The 17,151-nt window shown below is 71.7% G+C and carries 15 protein-coding genes, 1 tRNA gene and 2 pseudogenes; 8 read left to right on the top strand and 10 right to left on the bottom strand.

From position 1 onward, the window contains the following. Window positions 1-185: 185 nt before the first annotated feature. The 7 genes and pseudogenes from BLV72_RS21080 to galU all read right to left on the bottom strand — a co-directional run bounded on the left by BLV72_RS21080 (window position 186) and on the right by galU (window position 5,618). Window positions 186-259: transfer RNA gene (locus tag BLV72_RS21080), tRNA-Ala, on the bottom strand. Between the two features lie 75 nt (window positions 260-334). Then, window positions 335-1,533: pseudogene (gene sepX / locus BLV72_RS21075) on the bottom strand (divisome protein SepX/GlpR). 142 nt (window positions 1,534-1,675) lie between these two features. Beyond that, window positions 1,676-2,299, bottom strand: a complete 624-nt coding sequence (locus BLV72_RS21070; RefSeq protein ID WP_059148783.1) for a GNAT family N-acetyltransferase — start codon at window positions 2,297-2,299, stop codon at window positions 1,676-1,678. Next, window positions 2,296-2,847, bottom strand: a complete 552-nt coding sequence (locus tag BLV72_RS21065) for a MogA/MoaB family molybdenum cofactor biosynthesis protein (protein ID WP_093464091.1) — start codon at window positions 2,845-2,847, stop codon at window positions 2,296-2,298. Before BLV72_RS21065 ends, BLV72_RS21070 begins: the two co-directional genes overlap by 4 nt. Next, complete coding sequence (moaC, locus tag BLV72_RS21060) at window positions 2,844-3,326, bottom strand: cyclic pyranopterin monophosphate synthase MoaC (RefSeq protein ID WP_093470463.1); 483 nt, start codon at window positions 3,324-3,326, stop codon at window positions 2,844-2,846. Before moaC ends, BLV72_RS21065 begins: the two co-directional genes overlap by 4 nt. Window positions 3,327-3,391: 65 nt before the next feature. Further along, a complete protein-coding gene (glp, locus tag BLV72_RS21055) occupies window positions 3,392-4,711 on the bottom strand; it encodes a molybdotransferase-like divisome protein Glp (protein ID WP_093464089.1) in 1,320 nt (439 codons plus the stop codon). Between the two features lie 4 nt (window positions 4,712-4,715). After that, window positions 4,716-5,618 carry a UTP--glucose-1-phosphate uridylyltransferase GalU gene (gene galU, locus BLV72_RS21050; protein WP_093464087.1) on the bottom strand — a complete coding sequence of 301 codons (903 nt, stop codon included), beginning with the start codon at window positions 5,616-5,618 and terminating at the stop codon, window positions 4,716-4,718. 85 nt (window positions 5,619-5,703) lie between these two features. On the opposite strand from galU, the gene BLV72_RS21045 reads away from it, so the two are divergent. Next, on the top strand, window positions 5,704-6,303 hold the full coding sequence (locus BLV72_RS21045; RefSeq protein WP_093470462.1) for a 5-formyltetrahydrofolate cyclo-ligase: 600 nt from the start codon (window positions 5,704-5,706) through the stop codon (window positions 6,301-6,303). A gap of 124 nt (window positions 6,304-6,427) precedes the next feature. Here the strand turns inward: BLV72_RS21045 and BLV72_RS21040 are convergent. Next, a pseudogene (locus tag BLV72_RS21040) lies at window positions 6,428-9,189 on the bottom strand (penicillin acylase family protein). Between the two features lie 234 nt (window positions 9,190-9,423). Here BLV72_RS21040 and BLV72_RS21035 point away from each other — a divergent pair. The 5 genes from BLV72_RS21035 (at window position 9,424) to mscL (ending at window position 13,931) form a co-directional block, all read left to right on the top strand. Next, window positions 9,424-10,929, top strand: coding sequence for a potassium/proton antiporter (locus BLV72_RS21035; protein ID WP_093464086.1), 1,506 nt, complete (start codon window positions 9,424-9,426; stop codon window positions 10,927-10,929). Window positions 10,930-11,105: 176 nt separating this feature from the next. Beyond that, on the top strand, window positions 11,106-11,480 hold the full coding sequence (locus BLV72_RS21030; RefSeq protein ID WP_093464084.1) for an FmdB family zinc ribbon protein: 375 nt from the start codon (window positions 11,106-11,108) through the stop codon (window positions 11,478-11,480). Between the two features lie 97 nt (window positions 11,481-11,577). Further along, the gene (locus BLV72_RS21025; RefSeq protein ID WP_093464083.1) at window positions 11,578-12,423 is read left to right on the top strand and encodes an S-methyl-5'-thioadenosine phosphorylase; all 846 of its coding nucleotides are present in this window, start codon (window positions 11,578-11,580) and stop codon (window positions 12,421-12,423) included. A gap of 182 nt (window positions 12,424-12,605) precedes the next feature. After that, complete coding sequence (locus BLV72_RS21020) at window positions 12,606-13,331, top strand: hypothetical protein (protein WP_093464082.1); 726 nt, start codon at window positions 12,606-12,608, stop codon at window positions 13,329-13,331. Between the two features lie 132 nt (window positions 13,332-13,463). After that, a complete protein-coding gene (gene mscL, locus BLV72_RS21015) occupies window positions 13,464-13,931 on the top strand; it encodes a large conductance mechanosensitive channel protein MscL (RefSeq protein ID WP_093470461.1) in 468 nt (155 codons plus the stop codon). A 7-nt stretch (window positions 13,932-13,938) separates the two neighbouring features. On the opposite strand, the gene BLV72_RS21010 is transcribed toward mscL, so the two are convergent. Continuing rightward, window positions 13,939-14,127: a hypothetical protein gene (locus tag BLV72_RS21010; protein WP_093464080.1), complete on the bottom strand. Its 189-nt coding sequence runs from the start codon at window positions 14,125-14,127 to the stop codon at window positions 13,939-13,941. Window positions 14,128-14,130: 3 nt separating this feature from the next. Beyond that, on the bottom strand, window positions 14,131-14,673 hold the full coding sequence (locus BLV72_RS21005; RefSeq protein WP_244320888.1) for an AMP-binding protein: 543 nt from the start codon (window positions 14,671-14,673) through the stop codon (window positions 14,131-14,133). Window positions 14,674-14,875: 202 nt separating this feature from the next. On the opposite strand from BLV72_RS21005, the gene BLV72_RS21000 reads away from it, so the two are divergent. Both BLV72_RS21000 and BLV72_RS20995 read left to right on the top strand, forming a co-directional pair. Next, window positions 14,876-16,018, top strand: a complete 1,143-nt coding sequence (locus tag BLV72_RS21000; RefSeq protein ID WP_093464077.1) for a P1 family peptidase — start codon at window positions 14,876-14,878, stop codon at window positions 16,016-16,018. Between the two features lie 86 nt (window positions 16,019-16,104). Next, window positions 16,105-17,145, top strand: coding sequence for an FAD-dependent oxidoreductase (locus BLV72_RS20995; RefSeq protein ID WP_093464076.1), 1,041 nt, complete (start codon window positions 16,105-16,107; stop codon window positions 17,143-17,145). Window positions 17,146-17,151: the final 6 nt, after the last annotated feature.

The following is a 17,151-nucleotide window of genomic DNA, read 5'->3' as shown; positions in this document are numbered from 1 at the left end:
GGCTGATCGCGGTCGAAGAGGTCGCGCTGTGGGTGCTGTCCGAGCTGATGACGAACGCCGTGCGTCACGCACAGGTGCCGGGCAGGGCGATGGAAAGCGGGATCCGAAGTAGTCGCTGTACTTCGCTGCCGTACGGCACCAAAAAGCCCCCGCCGAATTTCCCCGGCGGGGGCTTTGAGCTGCTGTGGACCTGAGGGGATTTGAACCCCTGACCCCCTCGATGCGAACGAGGTGCGCTACCAGTCTGCGCCACAGGCCCTTGCAACGAGTGAAACTCTAGCATCCCCTCCGGGGTGCTTGGTAATCCGTTCGTCGCTGGTCAGTGAAGGGCCCGTCACTCGTTGGCAGCACGCGGCCGGTCCTCGTCGGCGTACTGGTCGAAGAGGGGAGTGCGGCCGCGGTCGCGGGCGCCGCGGGGCGGGGTGGCGGCCGGGTCCGGGGCCGGGGCGGGGCTCTGGGCGGCGGCGGGGTCGACGGTGCTGGAGCGGGCGGAGCTCCAGGCGTCGGGGGCGGCCAGGTCGACGCTGCCGGTGGCGCGCGGGGCGACGGGGGCGGTGACGTAGGTGGGCAGCGGGACGGGCACCGGTTCCCAGCCCGCCCCGGCGGCCGGGCCCCGCTCGCGCTCGCGCTCCTGGTCCACCCACTCGGCGTGATCGGTCTGCTCGACCAGCGCGCGGCGCCCGGCCGCGTGCCGGGAGGGCACCGGTGCGGGGGCGGGCTCGGCCTCGGCGGGGGCGGGAGGGCCCGCGGGGCCGTCGTCGGCGGTCCGGCCCTCGGCGGGCGGATGGGCCCGGGGGCGGCGCTCCCGCAGCCGCTGCGCGGCCTGCTCGGCGTGGCGCTGGTCCATGGTGAACGCGAAGCGGCGGCGCTCCTGGGCGCGGAGGTAGGCGATATAGGCGCTCAGCAGTATGGCCGGAATGCCCGGGGCCCACAGGAAGGCCAGGCCACCGACGGCGGCGACGATCGCGCCGAGCGTGAAGGCGAGGAAGAGCATCACGGTGGTGCGGCGGCGGCGCGCGAGCACTCGCGCGCGCCGTCCACGGTCCAGCGCGCTCCAGCCTCCGCTGCCGCCCGCGCCTCCCGCGCCGCCCGTGCCACGCGCACCGCTCGCCGCCCCGGCCGCCGGTGCCGGCACGGCCTCGGCGGGGGCTTCGGCGGTCACGGGAGCGGGGGCGCGCAGGGTTACGGGGTCGGCGAAGGCCCGGACGTCGACCGCGTCGGTCACCGCGTCCGGGTCGGCCGCGTAGCGCCCCGGCCCGGACGCGGGGGCGCCCCCGCGGCGGGGGCGTCCGCGTCCTCGGCGGTGCGCTCCGCGGGGTCGTCCGCCGGGTCCCCGGGGCGCTCGAGGTCCGCGCGGCTCTTGGCGTAACGGCGCTCCATGCCCGCCCGTCCGGACAGCAGCCGGATGGCGGTGCTGAAGCGTTCCGTCGGACGGGCCTCATTGAGCTCGTCCTGCCTACGAAGCCACATCGGCACCAAATAGGCGGCCCAGGCCCCGACGATGACTGCGTAGATGAGGCCACTGCTGCTCACGCTCACACGGTAGAGGGGTCCGCATGAGGCCATCTGCCAATTGGCGCGGTGTGTCGCACGATCTGGCTGATATCTCGAAAGTTTTTTGTGATTGATGAGATGACCAGGCTGGAAATGTTCTCCCGTTATTCGAACAGGTATTTCATTTCTGCGATGCGCCTGGTCGGGTCCGGTGCCACCGGCTCAGCAGTCCCTCGGACAGTTCCTCCACCGTGAGGGCGTAGACCAGATGATCCCGCCATGCGCCGTCGATGTGGAGATAGCGCGGCCGCAGTCCCTCCTGGCGGAATCCGAGTTTCTCCACCACCCGGCGGCTGGGCAGGTTCTCGGGCCGGATGCACACCTCGACGCGGTGCAGTCCGACGACGCGGAAGCAATGGTCGACGGCGAGCGCGACCGCGGTCGGCATCACTCCGCGCCCGGCCACCGCCTGGTCGATCCAATAGCCGACATGGCCCGAGCACATCGACCCCCAGGTGATCCCGGCGACCGTCAACTGCCCGGCCAGCCGCCCCTGGTACTCGATGATGAACGGCAGCATCCGCCCGGCGTGCGCCTCCGCCCGCAGATGGCGGACCATCTGCCGGTAGGTGGGCCGGTGGGTGACGGGGCCGCCCGGCGGGGGCGGCGGGATGGTCGCCTCCCAGCGCCGCAGCCACTCCCGGTTGCGCTGGTTGACCTCGCGCCAGGCGCGCTGGTCGCGCAGCTTTATGGGGCGGAGGACGGTGTCGCCGTCCGCCAGTGCGACCGGCCAGGGGGCGTTCAGCGCGCGCTCCCGTCCGGCCCCGCGGAATCGGCGGGAGCAGCGGGGTCGGCGGGTCTGCGGTGGTCCCCGCCGTGGATCTGGTCCACCGCGTGGGCCAGGAGGCGGCCGAGCACCTTGAGGCCGTCACGCACCCCTCCGGTGGAGCCGGGCAGATTGACGACCAGGGTGGTGCCGGCGACCCCGGCGAGCCCCCGGGAGAGCGCGGCGGTGGGCACCTTGGCGAGCCCCTCCGCGCGGATGGCCTCCGCGATGCCGGGGATCTCGTAGTCCAGGACGGCGCGGGTGGCCTCGGGGGTGCGGTCGGTGGGGGTGAGGCCGGTGCCGCCGGTGGTCACCACGACGTCGTACGAGGCGGCCACGGCGTCCCGCAGGGCGGCCTCCACCGGATCGCCGTCGGGCACCACGCGCGGGCCGTCCACGGCGAAGCCGAGGGCGGTCAGCCCCTCGGCGATCAGCGGGCCCCCGGTGTCGGCGTAGACCCCGGCGGCGGCGCGGTTGGAGGCGGTGACGACCAGGGCGCGGCGGTGTGGCGCCGCTGAGCCGCTCATGTGCGGCTCCAGTCACCGGACTTGCCGCCCGTCTTCTCCTCCACCCGGACGTCGGTGATGACGGCGCCCTTGTCGACGGCCTTGACCATGTCGATCACCGTCAGGGCGGCGACCGAGACCGCCGTCAGGGCCTCCATCTCCACGCCCGTGCGGTCCGTGGTCTTCACGGTGGCGGTGATCTCGACGGCGTCGTCGGCGACCGTGAGGTCCACCGTGACGCCCGACACCGCGAGCGGATGACACAGCGGGATCAGGTCCGGGGTCCGCTTGGCGCCCATGATGCCCGCGATCCGGGCGGTGGCGAGGGCGTCGCCCTTGGGGAGGCCCTCGCCGCGCAGCAGTTCCACGACGCGCGGCGCGACGCGTACGCGGCCGCTCGCCCGGGCGGTGCGCGCGGTGACGTCCTTGGCCGAGACGTCGACCATGCGGGCCGCGCCCGACGGGTCGAGGTGGGTGAGATGGTCCTGGGCGCTGCTCATCATTCTCCCGGTCCGGGCCAGGTGGCTCCTGTGTGGGACGACACCGTACCCGCCGCTGGTGGCGGCTAGGCCAGCAGGACGACGTCCACCTCGGCGCCGGGGGCGACCTCGGTGGCGTCCTCGGGGACGACGATCAGCGCGTTGGCGTGTGCCATGGCCTTGATCAGGTGCGATCCCGCGCCGCCCACCGGGCTGACGGTGGCCGGGCCGTCGATCGTGGCCGGCTCGTACCAGCCGCGCAGGAACTGGCGTCGGTCCTTGGGCGAGGAGGTGACGCCCTCGGGGCAGACCGCCTGCACGGTGGTGCGGTGGATATCGGTGCCGCCCAGCATGGTGCGGATGACGGGGCGCACGAAGAGCTCGAAGGAGACGTACGAACTCACCGGGTTGCCGGGCAGGGCGATCAGCGGGGTGTCCTCCGGGCCGACGCGGCCGAAGCCCTGGGGCTTGCCCGGCTGCATGGCCAGCTTGCGGAAGTGCACCTCGTGCATCGCCTCCTTGACCACGTCGTACGCGCCGACGCTGACCCCGCCGCTGGTGACGACGACATCGGCGCGGACCAGCTGGTCCTCGACGGCGGCGCGCAGTGTCGCCGCGTCGTCGGCCACCGCGCCCACCCGGTAGGCGATCGCGCCGGCCTCCCGGGCGGCGGCGGTGAGCTGGAAGCTGTTGGAGTCGTGGATCCGGCCGGGGCCCACTTCCTCGCCGGGCTGGACCAGCTCGCTGCCGGTGGAGAGCACGACCACCCGCGGCCGGGGCCGCACCTTCACGGTGGCGCGGCCGAGCGCGGCCAGCAGCCCGATCTGCGGGGCGCCCAGGACCGTGCCGGCGCGCAGCGCGAGCTCGCCCGCGTCCGCGTCGCTGCCCCGGGGGCGTACGTGCTGGCCCTCCTTCACCGGGCGGAAGACGCGCACCCTGCCGCTTCCGCCGTGGGGGTCCGAGCCGCGCGCGGGCATATGGGTGACCGGCCCGCTGTCGAGGCCGCCGTCGGTCCACTCGACGGGGACGACGGCCTGGCCGCCGGGCGGGGTCGGGGCGCCGGTCATGATCCGGGCCGCCTCCCCGGGGCCCACGGCGGGCAGGTCACCGCTGCCCGCCGCGATGTCGCCGACGACGGTCAGCACCGCGGGATGGTCCTCGGTCGCGGCCGCGACGTCAGCCGTACGGACGGCGTAGCCGTCCATGGAGCTGTTGTCGAACGGCGGAAGCGCGCCGGGGACGGTGACGTCCTCCACCAGAACGCAGCCCTGGGCTTCGAGCAACTGCAGCTCGATGGGCTCCAGCGGGTGGACGTGCCCGAGGATGTCGTCCAGGTGCTCGGCCACCGTCCAGACCCGGTCCTGGTCCGGGCCGTGATCGGCGGCCCGTTCTGCGGTGCTGCTCAAGGTGCTACATCTCCTCAGTGACGTAACTGCGAAGCCATTCCCGGAACTCCGGGCCCAGGTCTTCACGTTCGCACGCGAGTCTGACAATGGCACGCAGATAGTCGCTACGGTCGCCTGTGTCGTAGCGGCGTCCCTTGAAGACGACGCCATGCACCGGGCCGCCGAGGTCCGGACTGGAGGCTAGCGCCTGCAGGGCGTCGGTGAGCTGGATCTCGCCACCTCGGCCCGGCTCGGTCCTGCGCAGCACCCCGAAGACGGCCGGGTCGAGCACATAGCGGCCGATGACGGCGTAGTTGCTGGGCGCGTCCGCGCGGTCGGGCTTCTCGACCAGGCCGGTGACCTGCACGACGTCGTCGTCCACGGTCGGCTTGACCGCCGCGCAGCCGTAGAGGTGGATCTGTGCCGGGTCCACCTCCATCAGAGCGATGACGCTGCCCCCGTGCCGCTCCTGGACATCGACCATGCGGGCCAGAAGCGGGTCGCGGGCATCGATGAGGTCGTCGCCGAGGAGGACGGCAAAAGGCTGGTCACCTACGTGCGGGGCGGCACAGAGCACGGCGTGGCCGAGACCCTTGGGGTCTCCCTGGCGGACGTAGTGCATGGTCGCAAGGTCGCTGGACTCCTGGACGCGGGCGAGTCGGGTCTCGTCGCCCTTGCGGGTCAGTGCCTCTTCGAGCTCGTAGTTGCGGTCGAAGTGGTCTTCCAGGGGTCGCTTGTTACGACCGGTGACCATGAGGACGTCGGACAGTCCGGCGGTGACGGCTTCCTCGACGACGTACTGGATCGCCGGCTTGTCGACAACCGGCAGCATCTCCTTGGGGGTGGCCTTAGTGGCCGGAAGAAAGCGGGTTCCGAGCCCCGCGGCAGGGATGACAGCCTTGCTGATCCGAGTACGCGATTGAGTCATGTTCCGAACCCTATCCGGTCCCTTTGGGGCAAATGATGAGTATTCGGTGAATATGGCATGAGACAGGGAGTTTGCGCACCCAGTGATCAACTTTGACGGTAGTAAGCGCGCATTGCGGAGACGTCACCTGACGATGAGGTCCAGGTTGACGGCGGATGACATCGAGAAGGCCGGCGCCGCTCTGGCGTGTCGTGCCCTGGAGCTTCCCGAGATCGCCGGGGCGGCCACGGTGGCGGCCTATGTGTCCGTGGGGAGCGAGCCCGGCACGCACGCCCTCAGGGAGGCCCTGCGCGCCCGCGGGGTGCGGGTGCTGCTCCCGGTGCTGCTCGAGGACGACGATCTGGACTGGGGCGAGGACGAGGGGCTAAAGCGGCTGGCGCCCGCCCGGCGCGGTTTGCTGGAGCCCGAGGGGCCACGGCTCGGCCCCGAGGCGGTGATCCGGGCGGACGTGGTGCTGCTGCCCGGGCTCGCGGTGGACCGGCGCGGGATGCGGCTGGGCCGCGGCGGCGGCTCGTACGACCGGGTGCTGGCCCGGCTGGCGGGCGCGGGGGCCGATCCGGCGCTGGTGGTGCTGCTGTACGACGGTGAACTGCTGGACGAGGTGCCCGAGGAGGGCCACGACCGCCCGGTGCACGCGGCGGTGACCCCGTCGGGCCTCCACCGCTTCACGCCGCGGCCCCGCTGAAGGCGCCCGGAGGCGTCTCCCGGCGGGGCCGCGAGGGTCGGCGGGCCCGGGGACCGACCGGGAGCGGAAACGCCCCTCAGACGGCCACCGGGCCGTTCGGAGCCCCGTGCGGGCCCCGGAGTCGCTACGGGGTGAGCGCCAGCTCGTCCTCCGTCGACTTGTCCACGGCGCTCTTGTTGAACGCCCAGGGCAGCAGCTCGCCCTTCGCCCACTTCTCGGTCTGGTCCGTGTAGTGCGCGTTGTAGGCGTGGCCGGAGGCGCCGGTGAGGTTGATCCAGCGCGACTTGTCGAGGTTGTCGAGGTTGACGACCATCCGCATCGACGGGACCCAGGTGACGTCGTAGCCGCCCGCCGCGTTCCAGCCAGTGGCGTTGACCGCCGCCTCGCCGCCGGAGAGGTTCCAGGGGCCGCGATTGAGGAGCCACTGCACCACGCCGGGGCCATCGGTGCCCAGGGTCTGGTTCTTCAGCGTCAGCCGGTGCAGCCGGCCCCAGCTCCAGCTGTTGATGTCCTTGCCCAGCTTGGCGGTGAGCTCGGAGCGCGCGGCCCGCATCGCCTGCCCGAGCAGCTCGTCACGGTTGGTGGCGCCGGGCTTGTTGCGGGTGCCCGCCGTCTTCCACCAGCTGTTCTTCGGATCCTTGATGATGTCGCGCACGACCTCGTACCAGCGGTCGCCGCCGTCCGGCTGAGCCATGTCGGCGTCGCGCTTACCGCATTCGCGCACCAGCCGGGCGTTGCCGTTCAGGTCCTCCAGCGGGCCCGAGTCGTCGGCCGGGCGCACCTTCAGGCACTCCCCTTGACCCGCAGCTCCTTGGGGAGCTTGTCGCCGAAGGCCAGCTTGAGGGTGTTGCGCCAGACGGCGTTGAAGTACGCGGCGGCCGCCGAGTCGGAGTCCTGGGTGTAGTCCCAGCTCTCCAGCAGCTTCTGCGCCTGCCGTACGTAGTCGTCCTTGACGTCGATCTTCAGCAGATAGGGCGTCAGCACCTTGGCGATCTCGCTGCTGTTGTCCATCTGCAGGGACTGCATGTCGTCCGTGGAGATCTTCCCGCCGTCCTTGGTCTTCGACTCGATGAGGTCGGTGATGCGCTGGCTTCGCGCACCGTACGCCCAGTCGTCGGTCAGCAGGTACGGGTAGTCCTTCTTGTCCACGACGGCCTGGTTTGCGGTGACGATATAGCCGCGATCGGGGTTGAGCTCCCAGGGCAGCGCCGACTGCGGAATGTATTTGCTCCACTTGTAGCGCGAGTCCCAGCCGGGCGCCGGATAGCGGCCGTCGCCCCTGGAGCGCACCGGGATCTGGCCGGGCGCCTGATAGCCGATGTTGCCCTTGGTGTCGGCGTAGATGAGGTTCTGGGAGGGGACCGCGAAGTCGCGGGCCGCCTTACGGAAGTCGCTGAAGTTCTTCGCGGTGTTCAGCTTGAAGACCGCGTCCATGGTGTTGGACGGGGTGAGCGCGGTCCACTTCAGCGCCACCGCGTAGCCGTCGCCGCGGTCGGGGGCCACGTCATCGGCGCCGCTGCCCACCGGGGCGTTCTTGCCGACGGAGGTGAGCTCGTCATCGCGGTCGGAGACGATCGGCCCGTTGTTGGTGGTGCGGACGGTGATCGTCCGGCTCTTGCCGCCCGCGACCTTGATGGTCTCCTCGCGGGTGGTGAACGGGAGCTGCTTGCCGTCGTAGAGATAGCCGTTGTCGGTGACCTTCTCCAGGTACAGGTCACTGACGTCGGCGCCCAGGTTGGTCATGCCCCAGCTGATGTCCTGGTTGTGACCTATGACCACGCCGGGCAGACCGGCGAAGGTGAAGCCCGCCGCGTCGTACGGACAGGCGCTGGTGACCTGCTTGCAGTGCAGCCCCATCTGGTACCAGACGGACGGCAGCTGGGGCGCCAGGTGCGGGTCGTTGGCGAGCAGCGGCTTGCCGGTGGTCGTGTACTTGCCGGAGACGACCCACGAGTTGGAGCCGATACCGGTCCCGTTCGGGCCGAGCAGCGCCGGGACGTCGTCCAGGGTCTTGGAAAGCGAGGAGAGCTGGCTCTGCAGCCCCTGGCCGGCTCCGGTGGCCCCTCCGTCCGCCGTGCCGCCCGTACCGCTCGTGGAGCCAGCCGGGGTGGCCTTGGGGTCGAACTCGTCCGTCAGCTCGTTGACGCCGCCGCCCTGGACGATCGGCTTGTTCCGGCTGTACGGGTAGGACGGATAGAGCTCATCTATCTGCTTGGCGCTGAGCCTGCTGGAGGCCAGGGCGCGGTCCACCTCGTCCTGCATATTGCCGCGCAGGTCCCAGGCCATCGCCTTGAGCCAGGCCAGCGAGTCGACCGGGGTCCACTTCTCGGGCTTGTAGCCGTCGTTCTTGAAGTCCAGGGCCGCATACTCGACGGACAGCGCGTCGCCCTGGTGGTCCTTGAGATAGGCGTTGACGCCGTCGGAGTAGGCCCGCAGATACTTCTTGGTGGCGGGCGACACCTTGGTGTCGTACTCCTGCTTGGCCACCCGGTGCCAGCCCATGGTGCGCAGGAACGCGTCGGTCTCCACCTGGCCGGAACCGAACATCTCAGAGAGCCGCCCGGCCGTCATGTGGCGGCGGACGTCCATCTCCCAGAAGCGGTCCTGGGCCTGGACGAACCCCTGGGCCCGGAAGAGGTCCTCGGAGGTACCGGCGTAGATCTGAGGTATCCCATAGCCGTCACGTTTGACCTGAACGGGCCCGGACAACCCCTTCAGCTGCAGCGATCCCGTGGTCTCCGGGAATGAGGCACGAACTGTACTGATGCTCCAGTACGCGCCGTAGCCGACGCCCCCGACGAGCAGCAGCACGACTGCGATCACGATCAGGCGGAGACGTCGGCTCTTCTTCTTTTTGGGAGAAGAGCCGGTTGTGTTGGCGGGCATCGCTGTCCTTCGAGGGGCAGGGTGAACCTGGAGTGCTGGAGCAACCATAGGCGCAGCGCTGTCGCCGCCCCTACGCGGAGTCATGACTGACGCATTGCACCGGCCACCGGCCGGGCTCGTACACCTCGGCGAAGGCTCCTCGTGGGAGGCTCGCGTCAAGATCCCGTAAAATGTTAGGTAAGGCAATGAAGTTCCGGTCGGAGGGGACTTGTTCGCAGCGTCCCCTCCGCTCCCGTGAGAAAGGGTCGGCCCCTGACTGTTCACCACCTCAATGAACTGCTGTTGATCTGCTCGCTCGTCCTGCTTTTCGCGGTGGTGGCCGTAAGGATCTCCTCGCACAGCGGGCTGCCCACGCTGCTGATCTATCTCGGGATCGGCGTCGCCATCGGCACGGACGGGATCGGCGTCACCTTCAACGACGCCGAGCTGACGCAGGTCCTCGGCTACGCCGCGCTGGTCGTCATCCTGGCCGAAGGCGGTCTGGGTACGAAGTGGGGCGAGATCAAACCCGCCCTGCCGGCGGCCGCCGTCCTGTCCACCGTGGGTGTCGCGGTGAGCGTGGGACTCACCGCGACCGCGGGACACTATGTGGTGGGACTGGACTGGCGGCAGGCGCTGATCATCGGCGCGGTGGTGTCGTCCACGGACGCGGCGGCGGTCTTCTCGGTGCTGCGCACGGTGCCGCTGCCCAAGCGGCTCACGGGCGTCCTGGAGGCCGAGTCGGGCTTCAACGACGCCCCCGTGGTGATCCTGGTGGTCGCCTTCTCCAGCCAGGGCCACATGGAGCCCTGGTACACCCTGATCGGCACGATCGCCCTGGAGCTGGCGATCGGCGCGGTGGTCGGCCTCGCGATCGGCTGGCTGGGCGCCTACGGGCTGCGGCATGTGGCGCTGCCCGCCTCGGGTCTGTACCCGATCGCGGTGATCGCCATCGCGGTGACCGCCTACGCGGGCGGTGCGCTGGCGCACGGCTCCGGCTTCCTCGCCGTCTACCTCGCCTCGCTCCTCATGGGCAACGCGCGGCTGCCGCACTGGCCGGCGACGCGCGGCTTCGCCGAGGGGCTGGGCTGGCTCGCCCAGATCGGGATGTTCGTCCTGCTGGGACTGCTGGTCACCCCGCATGAGCTGGGCGATGACATCCTGCCCGCCCTGGTGGTCGGGCTGGTGCTGACCGTAGTGGCCCGGCCGGTGTCGGTCCTGCTCAGCACGGCGCCGTTCCCGCTGCTCTGGCGGGAGAAGGCGCTGCTGTCCTGGGCCGGGCTGCGCGGGGCGGTGCCGATCGTCCTGGCGACCATCCCGGTGGTCAGCGATGTGCCCGGCAGCAGCCGGATCTTCAACATCGTCTTCGTGCTGGTGATCGTCTACACCCTGGTCCAGGGGCCGACGCTGCCCTGGCTCGCCACCCGGCTGCGGCTCGAGGAACCCGAGCCGGCCGACCTGGGCATCGAATCGGCGCCCCTGGAGCGGCTGCGCGGCCATCTGCTGTCGGTGTCGATCCCCCAGTCGTCCAAGATGCACGGCGTCGAGGTAGGCGAGCTGCGGCTGCCCACGGGGGCCGCGGTCACCCTGGTGGTCCGGGGCGGGACCAGCTTCGTACCGCTGCCCTCGACGATGCTGCGGCGCGGCGACGAGCTGCTCGTGGTGGCCACGGACCCGGTGCGCGACGCCGCGGAGCGGCGGCTGCGGGCGGTGGGCCGGGGCGGCAAGCTGGCGGGCTGGCTGGGCACGGGAGCGGCCTGAGGGGCGGGAGCGGGGGCCCGCGGAGGCCCGCGAAGGCTTCGGGCCGGGAGCCGGGAAGGGGCCTCGGACGGTGGCTTCGATCACCGTATATCCCGTCCCAGTGGACTGACGCGCAGGAATACTGCACTATGGAGCGTCGTTAGCACTCATTGAGTGAGAGTGCCAGGAGGAAGAACGTGCCGACCTACCAGTACCAGTGCACCGAGTGTGGCGAGGGCCTCGAGGCGGTGCAGAAGTTCACCGACGACGCGCTCACCGAGTGCCCCAACTGCAAGGGACGCCTGAAGAAGGTGTTCTCCGCGGTCGGCATCGTGTTCAAGGGCTCCGGGTTCTACCGGAACGACAGCCGCTCCTCGTCCAGCAGCACGAGCGGCGGTTCCAGCAAGCCGGCGGCGAAGAGCGAGAGCTCCGACTCGTCGTCTTCCTCGTCTTCGTCCTCATCCTCGGACTCTTCTTCCTCGTCCTCCTCCTCCTCGACGTCTTCGTCGTCGGCCTCTTCGTCGTCGTCCTCGACGTCCTCCTCGTCTTCGTCGTCGAGTTCGGCCGCCTGACCCGGCCACCCCTCTTCGGCTTCATCGGCACCCCGCCACCTCCACCGGGAGGAGGCGGGGTGTCGTTCGTGCGGACACGGGTGGCTAGGGTGATCGCATGGTCGAGACCAGCAGGCAAGCAGACATAGGGGTCATCGGGGGATCGGGGTTCTACACGTTCCTCGACGACGTGACCGAGATCACTGTGGAGACTCCCTATGGGGCGCCGAGCGACTCGCTCGTTCTCGGCGACATCGAGGGGCGCCGGGTCGCCTTCCTCCCGCGGCACGGCCGCAAGCACCACCTGCCGCCGCACCGCATCAACTACCGCGCCAACCTCTGGGCCCTGCGCTCGCTCGGGGTGCGGCAGGTCTTCGGCCCGTGCGCGGTGGGCGGGCTGCAGCCGGAGTACGGACCTGGCACGCTGCTCGTCCCCGACCAGCTGGTGGACCGCACGAAGGCGCGTACGCAGACCTACTTCGACGGCGAGCCGCTGCCGGACGGCCGGATTCCGAACGTCGTGCACACCACCTTCGCCGACCCGTACTGCCCGGTGGGGCGGAACGCGGCCGTGGCCGCGGCGCGGGGACGCGGCTGGGAGCCGGTGGACGGCGGGACGATGTGCGTGATCGAGGGGCCGCGCTTCTCCACCCGGGCCGAATCGCGCTGGCATGCGGCGCAGGGCTGGTCGGTGGTCGGCATGACGGGCCACCCGGAGGCGGTGCTCGCCCGTGAACTGGGGCTCTGCTACACGTCGTTGACGCTGGTCACCGACCTGGACGCGGGGGTGGAGACCGGCGAGGGCGTCACCCACACCGAGGTGCTGAAGGTCTTCGGGGAGAACGTGGGCCGACTGCGTGAGGTGCTCTTCGACGCGGTGGGCAAGCTGCCGGAGAGCTCCGCACGGGACTGCCTGTGCACCCATGCCCATGACGGCTGGGATCTGGGGATCGAGCTTCCGTAGGGGCGGTGCGGGAGGGCACGGGAGGGCGTGGGGAGGGCGCGCCGGGGCGGATATCGCTCGCCCGGGTGACCGAGTTGTCCACAGCCCGGTGGCCGTCCACAGGCCCGAGCGGGATCGGGTGGGTGCGGGCATGGTGAGGGGGCCAGAAGCACTCGGTCTCTCACGGCAGGCGGTGATGTGCCATGTCCCATCCGTCCCCCACGCCCACCCTCGCGTTACCCCGCTCCGCTCCCCCGGCCCGCGCGGTGCCACGCTTCGATCCGGTGCGCACCGAGCGCTCCGGCGGATTCCGACTGCGGCGGGCCGTGCGGCGGCGCCGCCGTGCGATGGCGGCCGGGCTGGCGCTGACGGCCGCCGCGCTCGCGGCCGCGGCACCGCCCGGCCGGGGCCACACGGATGCGGAGTCCTCGCGGGCGCCCGCCCCGGCGGGCGAGGAGCGGCGGGGCGGCCCGCGCCCCGCGATGGTGTCGGCGCCGATCCGGATCGCCGACGCGGCGGCGGTGCGGCTGCTGCACCCCGGTGACCGGGTGGATGTGCTGGCCACCCCGCTCCCGGACGCCACACGGACCGGGTCGTCCGGTGCCACGGCACGGGTGGTCGCACGTGGGGTCCGGGTGGCTGAGGTGCCGGGATCCCGGAGCGGCAGCGCGGCGGACGGCCGCTCGGTGGACGGTGGAGCCGACGACCGCGCGCCGGATGCCGGTGCGGAGGCGGAGGCGAGCGGCGACGGCACGGGGAACGGTGGCGGCGGCGGGCTGAGCGGAGGGATGGACGGCGGCGGGGCGCTGGACGGAGGGGCGGACGGCGGCGGGGCACTGGTGATGCTGACGGTGCCGCGCGCGGACGCCACCGCGCTGGCCGGGGCCGCGGTCGGCTCCCGATTGGCGGTGACGCTATGCCACTGCTGACTCCCCCGACTTCCCTGATGCCCCTCTCACCTGCGGGTGTAGGTTGCGGAACCGTCCGCTCCAGCACCGACGCGGCAAGAGAGAGGCAGTGGGTTGAGCCAGGAGAAGGTAACCGAGGAGAAGAAGAGCGTCATGGAAGGGTTCAAAGCCTTCCTGATGCGCGGCAATGTGATCGATCTGGCCGTCGCGGTCGTCATCGGAGCCGCCTTCACCGCCGTCGTGAACTCGATAGTGAAGGGCCTCATCAACCCCATAGTCGGAGCCTTCGGCACGAAGGATCTCGAGAAGTACCGCTCCTGCCTCGAGGCGCCCTGCGAGACCAACGCCGCGGGCGATGTCATCCACGGCATTCCGATCCTCTGGGGAAGCGTGCTCTCGGCCGTGCTGACCTTCCTGATCACCGCGGCGGTGGTGTACTTCCTGATGGTGCTGCCGATGTCGCGCTATCTGGCGCGCAAGGCCGCCAAGGAGGAGAAGGCGGAGGAGGAGCAGGCCGTCGCGGAGGCCGAGGAGATCCTTCTGCTGCGCCAGATCCGCGACGAGCTGGTGGCGCAGCGCGGCGCCCCCGTCGACGGTGGGGGCAGCGGCTCCAGCGCCTAGGGACCCGTCAGAGGTGGTGGGGCGGCTTCTCATCGAGGAACCGGGCCAGACCAGCGGCATCGTCGGCGCTGTCGCCGCCGGGAATCCGCTCACCCCACCCGTGGTCCGTATCGTCCGATGACCGCTGCGCCAGTGGATCGTCGAAGATCAGCGCGGCGGCCGGATCGCGCGGTCCAGGGGCAGGGGCGGTGTTCATGCCTCAAGAGTACGGCCCGGGCAGCGGCTCGGTGTATCGGCCGAGCTCGTCGTGCCACCACAGGTCACGCCCGGGCATCCAGGACACCGGGCAGGCGAGCCGGTGGACGACCAGCACGGACCGCACCCCGGGGCAGCCGGCCAGCGCCCGGTCGACCTGCCGCTTGAGGGGCTGCAGCTCCCCGCGGTGCTGCCCGGCGTCCGCGGTGATGACGACCTTCGCGTCGACCGCCCTGATCCGCTCGCGCAGCTCATGGGGGCGCAGCCCCACGGGGAGGCTGGCGCGGACGACGTCGAGCCGGCCGCAGGCGAGCGTGGCGATCACGGACTCGGGCACCAGCGGCAGATGGACCGCCACCCGGTCCCCGGCGCGGACGCCGAGCCGGGTGAGCGCGGCGGCGGCCCGGGCCGCCTGGTCGAGCAGCTCGGCATGGGTGAGCTCCTCGGTGCGGTCCGGCTCGCTGATCCAGCGGAGGGCGACCCGGGCGGCCCGCCGAGTGTCGGAGGCCAGTGTCGGGAGCTCCTCCGTCCGAGAGCTACGGGGCACGGCGGTCTTCTTTCGGACGGGGGCGAACGGCATACAGCCCAGACTGCTGTCACGCCATCAACGTCTGATGAACGCCCTCTATATGAGAGCTCCTCACCCCGTCCTGTGGCCTTCGCCGGCGATCGCGGGCGGGCGGACAAGGGAGTGGTTCGCGTCTCGGCACCCGACCATGCCATGGCTTCCCGTGCTACGCATAGCTTCCATGGATGCCGAGCGGACAAACTCCGAATCAACCCCCACCGGTCCGGCCGACGGCCTCACGGATGTCCGTGGACTGCGAGTGGGCCATGCCCAGCGGTCCGGCGGCGGCCGGCTGACCGGGACGACCGTGGTGCTGGCCCCCGAGGGCGGTGCGGTCGCCGCGGTCGATGTGCGCGGCGGTGGTCCCGGCACCCGGGAGACCGATGCCCTCGATTCGCGGAATCTGGTCCAGCGCGTCGATGCCATCGTGCTGACCGGCGGCAGCGCGTTCGGGCTCGACAGCGCCTCGGGGGTGGCCTCCTGGCTGGAGGAGCACGGCCGGGGCTTCCGGGTCGGTCCCGATCCGGCGCAGGTCGTTCCGGTGGTCCCGGCCGCCGCCCTCTTCGACCTGGGCCGGGGCGGCGACTGGCGGGCCCGCCCGGACGCCGCGCTGGGGCGCGAGGCGATCGAGGCGGCGGCCGGTTCGGAGCCGGGGGCGCCGGTCGCGCAGGGCAATGTGGGGGCGGGCACGGGCGCGGTGGCCGGTGGGCTCAAGGGCGGCGCCGGTTCGGCCTCCACGGTGTTGCCGTCCGGTGTCACGGTGGCCGCGCTGGCGGTGGTCAACGCCGTGGGATCGGTCGTGGATCCCGGTACGGGTGTGCTCTACGGGGAGCATTACGGGCCGTCGGACGAGGGCGGGCCGCGCAGGCCCGGTGCGGCCGAGCACGCGGAGGCGATGCGCCGGCTGACCGCCGCACGGGCCGAGTCGGAGCGGCGGCAGGCCGCGTCGGTGCGGCCCCCGCTGAACACGACGCTGGCCGTGGTCGCCACCGATGCCGTGCTCACCCGGGCCCAGGCGCACAAGCTCGCGGGTACCGCGCATGACGGTCTGGCGCGGGCCATCCGGCCGGTGCATCTGCTGTCCGACGGCGACACTGTCTTCGCCCTGGCCACCTGCGGGCTGCCGCTGATACCGGAGGGCGGTCCCGAGGGCGCCGACGATCCGGCGTTCGGGGTGCACCGGGAGAGCGGTGCGCTGAACGAGGTGCTGGCAACCGGGGCGGATGTGCTGACCCGGGCGCTGGTCAAGGCGGTGCTCGCGGCGGAGACCGTGGACGGCCCGGGCGGTGTCTTCCCCGCGTACCGGGATCTTTACAGCCGCTGATCCGGCCCGTTGCCGCTCCCGGCCGGAGGGAAGGAAGCGTCCGGCCGGGAGAGAAACGGGCCGCAGAGACGGAGAGAAGGGGGCATATGGACACCGATCTGCTGATCGTCGGGGGTGGCCCGGCGGGCTGCGCCGCCGCCGTGATGGCGGCGAGCGTGGGGATGCGCTCGGTGCTGATCGAGTCGGGCGACGCGGTATGCGGGGCGCTGCGGCGGATCCCGGTGGTGAGCAATGTCCTCGGAGCCACCAACGGCCCGGATCTGGCGGCGGCGGTCGAGGCCGATCTGGCGCGATGTGATCTATGCCGGGTGGAGCTGGGCAGCCGCGCCACGCTGATCGACGCCTTCGACGACCGCGTCGAGGTCACGGTCGAGCCCCTGGCGCCGGTGGGGTCCGCGCGGGGGCGTGGAGCGCGGCTGACCGCTCCGTATGTGGTCGTCGCCACGGGGGTCGGGCCGCTGGGTCCTGAGGGCGCGGGATGGCTCGGGGGCGTGGCGGGCCGGGCGCTGCCGCCGCTGTGGGAGGCGGATCCGGCGGCGATCGACGGCCGGACGGTGCTGGTCCTGGGCGCGGACCGGCCCCTGGGCACCGTGGCGCGGGCCCATCCGGAGCTGAGGACCCGCTTTGTGGTGGCGTATCCGCCCGAGGACGCCTACAAGGCTGAGGAGATCCGGCGGGACTCGCGGGTGGAGCTGGTGGCCGTGCGGCGGCTGGAGTTCGGGCCCTCCTCGGCACCGGTCACGGCCGAGGTCCGAACGGTGGAGGGCGAGCGGCGGGTCCTCACGGCCGATCTCGCCTTCCTCAACCTGGGCAGCGCCCCGGCGCCACCGGCCGGGGCCGTGGCCACCGACCGGTCCGGGTACTGCCCTCCCGGGCGCCAACACCCCAGGGTCTTCACCGCCGGTGATCTGCGGTCGGTTCGCTTCCAGCGGATCACGACGGCCATGGGGTCGGGTGGCGAGGCCGCGCTCGGTGCCTACTACGCTTCGCGCGGTCTGCCCACGCGGGCCGACGGGCTGCCCACAGAGATCGGCCGCCCGCCCACGGAGAACGGCGATCTGCCCACAGAGACCGGCGGCCCGCCCATGGACGTGGGCGGGCCGCCGGACCCGGCAGGGGGTGGCTGAGATGCG

The organism is Streptomyces melanosporofaciens (assembly GCF_900105695.1).
Taxonomy (GTDB): Bacteria; Actinomycetota; Actinomycetes; order Streptomycetales; family Streptomycetaceae; genus Streptomyces; species Streptomyces antimycoticus.
This window is presented reverse-complemented; position numbering and strand designations above follow the sequence as displayed.

Coding starts and splice junctions, on each gene's coding strand:
- BLV72_RS21065 (WP_093464091.1), bottom strand. CDS start 2,847: ATGAGCGGCTCAGCGGCGCCACACCGCCGCGCCCTGGTCGTCACCGCC.
- moaC (WP_093470463.1), bottom strand. CDS start 3,326: ATGAGCAGCGCCCAGGACCATCTCACCCACCTCGACCCGTCGGGCGCG.
- galU (WP_093464087.1), bottom strand. CDS start 5,618: ATGACTCAATCGCGTACTCGGATCAGCAAGGCTGTCATCCCTGCCGCG.
- BLV72_RS21025 (WP_093464083.1), top strand. CDS start 11,578: ATGGTCGAGACCAGCAGGCAAGCAGACATAGGGGTCATCGGGGGATCG.
- BLV72_RS21020 (WP_093464082.1), top strand. CDS start 12,606: ATGTCCCATCCGTCCCCCACGCCCACCCTCGCGTTACCCCGCTCCGCT.
- mscL (WP_093470461.1), top strand. CDS start 13,464: ATGGAAGGGTTCAAAGCCTTCCTGATGCGCGGCAATGTGATCGATCTG.
- BLV72_RS21010 (WP_093464080.1), bottom strand. CDS start 14,127: ATGAACACCGCCCCTGCCCCTGGACCGCGCGATCCGGCCGCCGCGCTG.
- BLV72_RS21000 (WP_093464077.1), top strand. CDS start 14,876: ATGGATGCCGAGCGGACAAACTCCGAATCAACCCCCACCGGTCCGGCC.
- BLV72_RS20995 (WP_093464076.1), top strand. CDS start 16,105: ATGGACACCGATCTGCTGATCGTCGGGGGTGGCCCGGCGGGCTGCGCC.